Here is a 9,401-nt window from a genome sequence, read left to right on the forward strand (position 1 = left end):
CGACAGCGGGGGCTGCGCCTTCGGCGGCTACCATCGGGCTGGTTAGAGCGGGTGCGATGGTGGCCTCAGAGTCACCCACGGACGCTAGTGGGGCCGCCCTATTGGCCTGAGAAAGTTCTCGCTGCTGATCGTAGCGTCCCAGGGCCATCGCCGCCACCAGGCCAAGCCCCAGGGCCATCACCGCCGGAAACACCAGCAGTCGCCAGCGGGGAATAGGGGCAGGTGCTACCGCCGGCAGGGGGCTGGACTCCATGGGCGGCGATGCCCATGGGGCGGAGGGCATGACCGGATTGGGAGTGAGGGGTGCCGGTGGTAGGTCAAAGTCGTACTGCCAGCGATCGAGCAGGCGGTGCTCGGTGCCATCGAGCACCTTAAGCTGGTCAATGTCGGCTAGGCCCAGGGCGGCGACAACCGCGCGAATGTAGTAGACGTATTGCTCGCGGCGGGGCTCGGGGGCGTGGGTGAGAAACACGTGGAGGGTGCGATCGCGTCGCGACACCTCGACCTTGAGAGGGGGGCGTAGCGATGGGTCGTGGAGGGCGGTGGCCAGCAGATCTGCGATCGCCCCTAGGTGCCCAGACTGGGCCTGCGACCAGCTCAACGATTGGGTAGGGTTAGGAACGTTTACCAAGGCCAGAGTCTCGTGTGCTGCCACGCCAAATCATAGCGCCAGAGCCCGATTGCGGTGCGTCTAGGCGCGATCGCACCCGGTACAGAAACCCGGTTTCTCGGCCAGAATGCCAGTCATGCCGTTAGGGCAGTGACAAAGAAACCGGGTTTTTAGCCATACTGTACCGGTGCTCTAGGCGCGATCGCACCCTAAAATCATCCTAAAAAAACTGCTCTGGCAGCATAGCCACCAGAGCAGAACCGGAGAAATGAACCAATGAAAAACGTACAAACAACGGACTTTTCAGGAAACCTGCCCTAACGGCGAGACTGGATGTCGCGGTAGCGACCCTGACGGCGCGATCGCGACTGGGCGGCGGGTAGGCCAATGCCAACCAACCCCAGCAAACCTAACGCTGATTTGGCCGCGGGGCGATGGGACATCGCCTGGGGCTGGGCGTCCGTCGGCTGTTGGGGTTGAGCCGTCTGGCGATACTCGGCCCCGACAAGGGAAAGCAACCCAGCCACGATAAAGGCGCTCAGATGATTCAGCGACTTATCGACCGCAGGCGTGCCCTCGTAGTGGGTGCTAAAGGTTCGCACGACAAACCAGACAAATAGCCCAGCGCAGATCAACAGCAAAATGGCGTTGATGGCCGGGTTGTTGGCGAAGGTGTAAATTGCACCGCCGGTGGGGCCGTCAATGGCCCCTTCAAACTCTTCAAATGTAGCAAATGGGCTAGACATATCGCTTGCTCCTCAAAATTGCAAGTACTCTACAGCTGCGAAAATTCCGAGCTGTTGACCTTCTAATTAAGGCTCTTTTAGGAGTGAGACGTTCCTTGAGGAACCGATACTGAACCAGGGGTATTGTGGCTACTTTGCTCAGACAAAATGGAGTATTCGGGATAGCCCTCAATGCCAAAGTCAGCCAGGTCTAAACCGACGATTTCCTCGGCTTCAGAAACCCGCAACAGGCCCATTTTTTTCAGCAAAAAGCTCACTCCGTAACCGGGAACAAAGCCGAGCAACACGGCACAGATAAAGGCCCCAACCAGCTGCGCCCAAAGGTTGATGGAAGGTATGTCCGCAGGCTGCGGATAGCCCGCCGCAAAGATACCCACCATGACGGCTCCAAAAACGCCGCAATAGCCGTGCACTGCGAAGGCGCCAACGGCGTCATCGATGCCAGCTTTTTCCACAGCGTTGCCCACAAAAGGCATGGTGTAGGCACCCACAAAAGCCAGGATAATGACGATTGCAGGGCTATAGATATCCATCGCTGCTGCCGATGAAATAATGCCAGCGAGACCACCCGAAATGGTGTAGAACGGGTCGGCTTTGGAGCCCATGTAAGCCCCTACCAGACCAGCTGACAGGGCCAGGGTGGTGTTGACCCCGATCGAGGATAGCGTCATTGGGGTGCCGTAGATGGTGATGGCACCAGTTTGACCCGGCACGAAGATGACACAGGCGGCCAAAAAGGCATAGAACCCAACAAAAATCAGCATCAGCCCCACCATGGTGAGGGGCAGATTGTGAGGCATGATCACCCGGGGCTTACCCTGAGCATCAAATTTACCGATGCGGGGGCCAAGATTGAGTAACACACCGAGGGCAAAGAAACCCGCCGTGGCGTGCAGTACCGCAGAGCAGCCAAAGTCGTGGTAGCCCATCTGGGTAAAAAACCAGCCGTAGGGGTTCCAGCCCCAGGCGGCAGCTACTACCCAGGTAAACGACCCCAGCACAATGGCCAAAACAGAGTAAGCGCCAATTTTGATCCGCTCAATTACGGCACCAGAGAGAATAGACGCCGTGGTCATGGCAAACAGGGCAAAGGCAAACCAAAACACCCCGGTGAGGTTGTCGGCAATGTTTGGCCCCAAGGCGGGCGACCAGGGATAAGACGCCTGCACTAGACCGAGCACTTCACCGACGACACCGTCGGCATCAGCAGCAGTCCATGGCCCGACCACGCCACCCTGCAAGGGAAATAGTGGGAAGGCGTTGTAAACCCACCAGCCAAAGAAGAAGAAGGTAAGGCCTACCAGCGACAGCGTCATCAGGTTTTTGACCATGGTGGCCAAAACGTTTTTAGAGCGGGCTGCGCCACCTTCATAGGCTAAAAAGCCAACGTGGATCAATAGCATGATCACGGAGGCCCAATAGTAGTAAGACTCTGATACAAAAGTCGCTAAAAACTCTTGCGATTCAGGAGACATAAATCACTCCTAACTGTCAATTAAGTTGCACGAGAAATCTAGGGAAATGAAACGACCAACTTGCTAAAACACAAGCGGGCTAAACACATTGAGAAAGCGGAACCCATGGGAAAACTATTTTTGCCGCAGCATAGAAATAGCCTCTGACCTAGGCACACCTGAAACTCTAAGCTGAAGCAGGATTTATGAAGTACCTGGCTGTGTGAGTTTTCTCAGTTAACTTGTTATGTCAAGAGTGTGCAACGCAATTTAGGCACGGGCTGTAGTGAGCGATACTGAACCGAGGTTGAGGGATTGAATCAATTGACACAATGAACCGATTTGGACACGGGCGGCCTGTAGTTCTAAGCCGGGTTGCTCACCGAGAGGATGGTGCCAAACCAAGATCGGTAGACCCGAGAGTTGCGCTGGTGCGGCGCAGTGGAGGGGGAGCGATCGCAGTCGATGGGGAGCCCTGACCGTAGCGTTAGCCGCCACTAGCGGCAAGCTGGCGGCTGGCAGAACAATCGCCCCCAACCACGGCTGCTGTTTCACCCAAAGCTGAAGCGATCGGTCTGCCACCAGGGCATCTAGCGGGCCAGGGTAGGTGATGCGAAAATTGCGATCGCACAGCCGCAATACCGCACAGGGCAACCCTTCCAGTGTGGTCTCCAGGGACTGGAACGGCGCTAGGCGATCGACTTGATCCCCAAGTAGAGTTTTCGCTGCCACCAACCCGTCGGCCCCGGCCATATCCCAGGGGTGAGATGCCGTCGTAACTATACTCATACACGCACCCGACTTTTGCTGGGGTCAAAGGCCGCCAGGGTGCCCACCGTCGCTGGGATGCGGCGTTTCAAACCGTCCAACATGCCCACTTCGACGCCTGTACCGGCAGCCGCAAACTCAGGCACGACCTGGGCCATGGCAATGCTGGTGTTGAGGATGGGCGAAAAGGTGGCGCTGGTAATTTGCCCCACCCGCCACCGTTCCCCTTGGGCAAAAACGGGCTGTCCGTGGGCTGCCACCTCTGGCCCTGCGAGCACTAGCCCCACGGCTACGCGGGGGGGATGGCGACGAATCTCTTCCAGCGCGGCTTTACCCATAAAGTCGGGCTTTTTCATCGCCACCGCCCAGCCAATGCCCGCCTGGTAGGGGGAGATCAAATCGTCAAACTCGTGGCCCAGGGCCAGCAACCCGGCCTCAATGCGGGCGCGATCGAGCGCCTTCATGCCCAAGGGCAGCAGGCCAGCGGGTTGGCCCACCTGCATTAGCAGATCCCACAGGGCGGCCCCGTTTTGGGGATTGATAAACAGTTCGTAGCCCAGCTCTCCGGTGTAGCCGGTGCGAGAGATCAGAACTGGAATGCCTTGAATCTGGGCTTCCATAAACCGGAAGTAGCCAAGGTCGGCCACCTCGGGTATCAGGGTTTTGAGGATGTCGCGGGAGAGGGGACCCTGGAGAGCGAGGTTGTGGCGATCTACCCCCTCTACCGTCACTGACCAGCCTCGATGCTTAGCGATCTGCTCTAGCCAGGCTCTGTCGGTGTCGCAGTTGCCCACGTAGCGGTAGTGGGTGGGGCTAAAGCAGAACACAATGCCGTCGTCGACAATGCCGCCGTGGGGCGCGAGCAAACAGCCGTAGGCCCCCTGCCCCGGCACAATTTTTTCCAGATGGCGAGAAAAGGCGTACTGCAACAGCGCGCAGGCGTCGTCTCCCTGCACCTCAAACTTGCGCAGGGCGGAGAGATCCATCAGCGCTGCCCGCTGGCGCAGCGCCCAGTATTCGGCCTGGTCGCCCTGGTGGGCAAGGCTGTGGGGCACCCAAAAGCCGTTGTATTCGGCCAAGTCATCGGTGAGCTGGCGAATGCGGGGGGTAAAGGCGCTGTCTTGGGTCATGCGCAGGGGCAGATCTGCCGCCACCCGGCGCCCGATCGCCCGAGGAAACGTCTGCCCCGTCGCATAGATACGCACGTGAATGGGGGTGGGCTGCCAGCCGTTAGCGGGGTCAATGTCGTCGGGGCAGGCGGAACTGGCGCAGAGCAAATCCTGGTGGGCCAAGAGCAGCACGTAGTCGCCAGGGCGAGAGAGGGGCTCTTCAAAGGCGATCGCCCCGTGGCCATCGACACTGGTGTTGTAGAAAAAGTTGAGCGCCGGCCAGCCGGGGCGGGGGGCAATGCCGTAGGGAGCCAGCACCCGGTTAAAGTTGTCGCTACAGTTGGGGTGACCGGGGTAGCCCGCATCTTCGTAGTAGCGGGCGGTGCAGGCGAGCAAAAAGCTGTCGTGGCGATCGCAGGTGTCTTGAATGACTTCCACCAGCGGCTGCATGGACTGGGCGAAGAGTTTGCTGGGTAGCCCCACCTGGGGTACGGCCAACCCTGTGAGCGTGCGAGTCACCGTGGCATCGAGCGGATCGCTATGGTCAGCCCCGCCAAAGGCCAAAAAGTCGGAGCATTGGGAGCCTTCAACATCCACGATTTGGATATATTGGCCAGCGGTGACAGGGTATGCGATCGCCTCTCCAGCCGCAATCCGATACTCGGCGACCACCTCACCCAAAGGCGGGGGAAGGTCGATGAACTGTTCTGCTGATGGAATCTTGAGTGCAGTTGTCATAACAAGATTGCACCAAATATGCTGTGCTGTCGTAGTGGTACAGGCTACAAAAGTTGTCGTCCACTTTGCATCTGCCTCCAGCCCTCGCGATATCCAGTGGTTCAGGCGACAGCGTCGGCCCGACTGGTTCACCTGCGACAGCACCCCAAACGTAAGTGCCTCCATCATCCCCATCATAGGTGACAAAGACTGGAGGCACTTCTTCTATATCAGTTGCAGCAGCTGTGCTGGCTGGCAGCAGGCGGCACGTCGTTAGCGGGGTTCTCATCGAAAAAGTTCAGCGGCTTGAGCATGAAGCCAATGTAGGCCACGGGCATGACGGGCCAGTCTTCGGCCCGGGGCAAGTGGCTGTGGGCAAAGGTGTACCACACGACCAGGTCGGTGTTCTCGACCGGGCGGTTTGCCTCGGTCCACTGGGGCAGCCCCGCGCCGCCGGGGTGCTGGTTGGGGTAGTTGCCCGCCGGAAATCTCTCGTCCTCGGCGTAGGGAGTGACCCACAGGTGCTTGGTCATGTAGGTGGCACGCTTGGTCACGCTGGCGCTGGGGCGGGCCATCGGTAGCGTGTTTTCGCCAGGCATGAGCTTGTAGGCGGTGGGGTAGCCCATGGCATTGGTTTCGTTAGGGTTAACGATCTTCCAGTAGCGGGCCTTCAGGGGGTCGATTTGGCGCTGGGCGGCTTGTTCTGTGCCGAGCAGGGTCGATTTGGCATAGAAGGCGTTGCCGTAGGGGTTATGCTCGTCGTCCTCGGCCTCGATATCCACCTCGTAGACAGAATTTTGCAGCCCATCCACGCACATATCCATCCGCACGTTGAAGATGTGCTGGTGGATGGGGGCGTAGAGCTGGGGGGCAATCAGGGTACCGTACTTGGGTGTTTCGCCCGGAGCCATAGCGGCGGTGCTGACCATGCCGGTGAGCTTGACCTCGTACTGAATGGTGCCGTCCTGGTAGAAGTACCAGAAAAACCCGTACTCGTAGTTGCCCACCGTAGCGATGAAGGAGATGACTAGACGGCGCGACCTGCGCACTTCGGTCTCCTCTGTCCGCCAGTCCACGTGCTTCCACAAAATGCCAAAGTCTTCTTCGTGCAGGCAGACGGCGTGCTCGATTTGGGCGACCTCGCCGCGGGAGTTGGTCATAAAGGCGTCGAAGTAGTGGATCTCGCCCAGGCAGTCGCAGCCTAGGGTGAGGGAGTTGGCCAGGGTGCCGACGCCGTACTCGCCCACGTCAAAGGCGTTTTTGCGGTAGTGGTGGGGCTGGGGGTCGCCGTAGGGCACGGTCATCTCCGCCAGCGAGGCGCGGTAGAGAATGGGGCGCTCTTCGCCGTCATCGTTGTAGCTGACGGTGTAGAGGACTAACCCTTCGCGGGGGGTAAAGCCGATGCGCATTTTCCATTTTTGCCAGCGGATCTGGTGGCCCTCAATAGTAAAGCTGGGGCCTTCGGGCTGAATAATCTCCAGCGGCTTGAGGTCTGGGCGAAAGTTCTGGATGTACTCCTGGGAGTAGTTACCGTCCTTGGGCGGCAGGGGTACCACGCCGTGATCCTCGACCCGAATCACCTCCATTTTGTTGAGATCGACCACGGGAATCACCCCTTCGATCGGGCGGGCGTAGCCGTTGTCGGTGGGGTTGGCTCGCACCCAGCAGAGGGCGCGGGAGAGGCGCACGCCCTCCTCGTCCTCAAGGCCGTAGTTGCCCGCCGACCAGGGGTCAACCATCACCAGGCTGGGGTCAGTAATGCCGCGCTTGGCGATCGCGGCCTGAAACTCAGGGCTCGCCTTGACCGCCTCTTCGCACTCCACAAACTCATCCAGCATGATCGACGGCTGCACGCCAGGGATGTGCTGCCATGAGGTAACTTTGCCCTCGCTGAGCGAGACGATTGCCTCGTAGGTCTGAGCGGTGGCGTTGTCGAGCAGGATGGCAAAGGCCTTGCGAGTAATCGCATCCCCCGGCTTAAAGCCCAGCACCACAGGCTTTGCTGGTTCGTGGAGGGCAACGCTGACAAAGCGGGTGCTGGCCCCCAGGGACTTTTCTGCCCGCAGAATGGCGACAGCAGCGGCGATCTCCTCGGGGGTGAGGGGTTCGAGCGGATGGGCGACGGCGATCGCGGTGGGACGGTCTTGGGCAATGGTCATGGGATGTGCTCCTGAGGGGTGGATGAGTGGACGGGTAGATGGGTGTACGTAGGGTGGGTTAGGCCCTAGGAAAGCTGTGCTGTGTCCTCATACTCTGGTTTGGCCGTAACCCACCATCCGAGCCAATTGAAATCTCGTAGGGTGGGCAGTGCCCACCCTAAATCTAAGCTACAAACGTTCGACTCCTGGACAGTAATGCTCAACGTGACGGAACTCCGAATATGGGGCGATCGCGACGTCTTTGACGAAATTTCGGGGCCCTTAGCCGAGATTGGGTGGTGGGCGATGCCCACCCTACGCGGCTGGGAGGTTTGCCCGGAGGGCGAGGTAGGTGAATGCGACGTCTGGGCTCACCCACCCCTGCCCCTCCCAGGAGGGGATCAATTAGGCGACAGCCGCAGGGACAGGTGCATTCTGCTCAGATTCCTCCAGATCGGCCAGCAGCGACTCAGCCAGCTTCCGCTTGGCATCAGAGTCCATTTTCTTGAGCTCGTTGTGCAGCACCCGCTCGTTCACCGACTGGTTCCAGTAGTCGAGCGAGTCGAATCCCAGCAGAGCTGATTTGCCCACGAACTGGCGCAGCACCTCGTTAGTTGGCCCCATCACCCAGCCCGCCTTGCCGTCGCGCAGGTAGCGCTCGATCTCCATATCTTTCTTAAAGCCCGAGCCGCCGCAGGCGTGGAGCATTTTGTCGCAGACGTGGGCCACATTCTTGGCGGCCTCAAACTTGATCTGCCAGTACCAGTGCAGGTAGGCGGAGCGGGGCAGAGCGCTGGTGTCGGCATGGATAGCCCAGTCGCAGCCATGGGTGATCTGATCCATCAGCTGGCCCATGGAGAACGTGAACATGCGGCAGGCGGTGGTGTCCATAATCGCTTCGCCGAAGTAGTCCTGAATGGTGGGGTAGTCGGCGACGCGCATGCCGACATCGACGTGCTTTTTGCGGGTGACGTGGGCTTTGGCGATGTCGATCGCCCCCAGGGCAATGCCGTTCCAGCAGGCCGAAGAACACAGCAAGAAAAACGGGTCCACAATCTCATCGTTGGAGGCAGTGCCGTCCCCCTCGGGGCCAACCATGCGATCGCGCGGTACCGTCACCCCGTCCACCAGCAGCGTGCCCGACTGGTTGCCGCGCAGGCCCAGGGCATCCCACTTGTGGGGCTCGGCCTGCACCTCACTGGCGTAGATGAGGAAGCAGGACAGGTCAGAAAAATCACCGTCGAAGTGGGGGCTGGTGGTCTGCACGATGTACCAGTCGGCAAAGCCCGCCGAGGTCGTCCACGAGGCTTTCTTATTCACCTCCCAGCCGTCCGGTGTGGCCCTGGCCTTAGAGGAAACGGGGTACCAAAAGTGGGAGCCCGTCTCGGGGTCAGAGTAGGACAGCGTGCCGATCAGCACCTCCTGATCCAACCGTTTCAGCAGGCTCTGAAGTTCCGGACTTTCGTGGGCGCGAAACAGCGCCGCCGCCACCGCCCCCAGGTGCATGGTGTAGCACATCGCCGTGCTGGGGCAGCCGTAGCGAGCGATGGTTTCCACCACCATGGCGGCACAGACGTGATTTTCACCCAGCCCGCCCCATTCTTTAGGAACAAATAACCCCAGGAGACCCAGAGAAGCCAGCGCCTCAAAGTTTGCGCGGGGGTAGATCAAGCCGCGATCGGAGGCGATCGCATTCGGCCTCAGCACCGCCGCACACAGCTCGATCAGCTTGGCCTGAAGTTCCTGCTGCTCGGGGCTCAGCAGCCACTGGGGGTCGAAGTCTTCGCTGAGACCAGTAAAGGGGAGACCGTTCCAGGTTTTGGTGGGCATAGAGGTAAGGGGGTGGATAGGTAGGGGGG

6 protein-coding genes and 1 pseudogene are annotated in these 9,401 nt (G+C 59.7%); all 7 read right to left on the minus strand.

Annotated features, from left to right (window positions below; all coding sequences use genetic code 11):
- Positions 1–631 (minus strand): annotated as a pseudogene (locus IQ254_RS27015) (hypothetical protein); the annotation flags it as partial.
- A 296-nt stretch (positions 632–927) separates the two neighbouring features.
- Positions 928–1,356 (minus strand): hypothetical protein, encoded by a 429-nt coding sequence (locus IQ254_RS27020; RefSeq protein WP_193969251.1) that lies wholly within the window; start codon positions 1,354–1,356, stop codon positions 928–930.
- Positions 1,357–1,433: 77 nt separating this feature from the next.
- Positions 1,434–2,831, minus strand: a complete 1,398-nt coding sequence (locus IQ254_RS27025; RefSeq protein ID WP_193969252.1) for an ammonium transporter — start codon at positions 2,829–2,831, stop codon at positions 1,434–1,436.
- Between the two features lie 249 nt (positions 2,832–3,080).
- Entirely contained in the window at positions 3,081–3,599 is a 519-nt protein-coding gene (locus tag IQ254_RS27030) for a hypothetical protein (protein ID WP_193969253.1), read from the minus strand.
- Complete coding sequence (locus IQ254_RS27035) at positions 3,596–5,425, minus strand: DUF1989 domain-containing protein (protein ID WP_193969254.1); 1,830 nt, start codon at positions 5,423–5,425, stop codon at positions 3,596–3,598. The genes IQ254_RS27030 and IQ254_RS27035 overlap by 4 nt, the downstream gene beginning before the upstream one ends.
- A 209-nt stretch (positions 5,426–5,634) precedes the next feature.
- Positions 5,635–7,563: a primary-amine oxidase gene (locus IQ254_RS27040; protein WP_193969255.1), complete on the minus strand. Its 1,929-nt coding sequence runs from the start codon at positions 7,561–7,563 to the stop codon at positions 5,635–5,637.
- A 384-nt stretch (positions 7,564–7,947) separates the two neighbouring features.
- Positions 7,948–9,372 carry an acyl-CoA dehydrogenase family protein gene (locus IQ254_RS27045; protein ID WP_193969256.1) on the minus strand — a complete coding sequence of 475 codons (1,425 nt, stop codon included), beginning with the start codon at positions 9,370–9,372 and terminating at the stop codon, positions 7,948–7,950.
- Positions 9,373–9,401: the final 29 nt, after the last annotated feature.

This window comes from Nodosilinea sp. LEGE 07088 (assembly GCF_015207395.1).
GTDB lineage: Bacteria > Cyanobacteriota > Cyanobacteriia > Phormidesmidales > Phormidesmidaceae > Nodosilinea.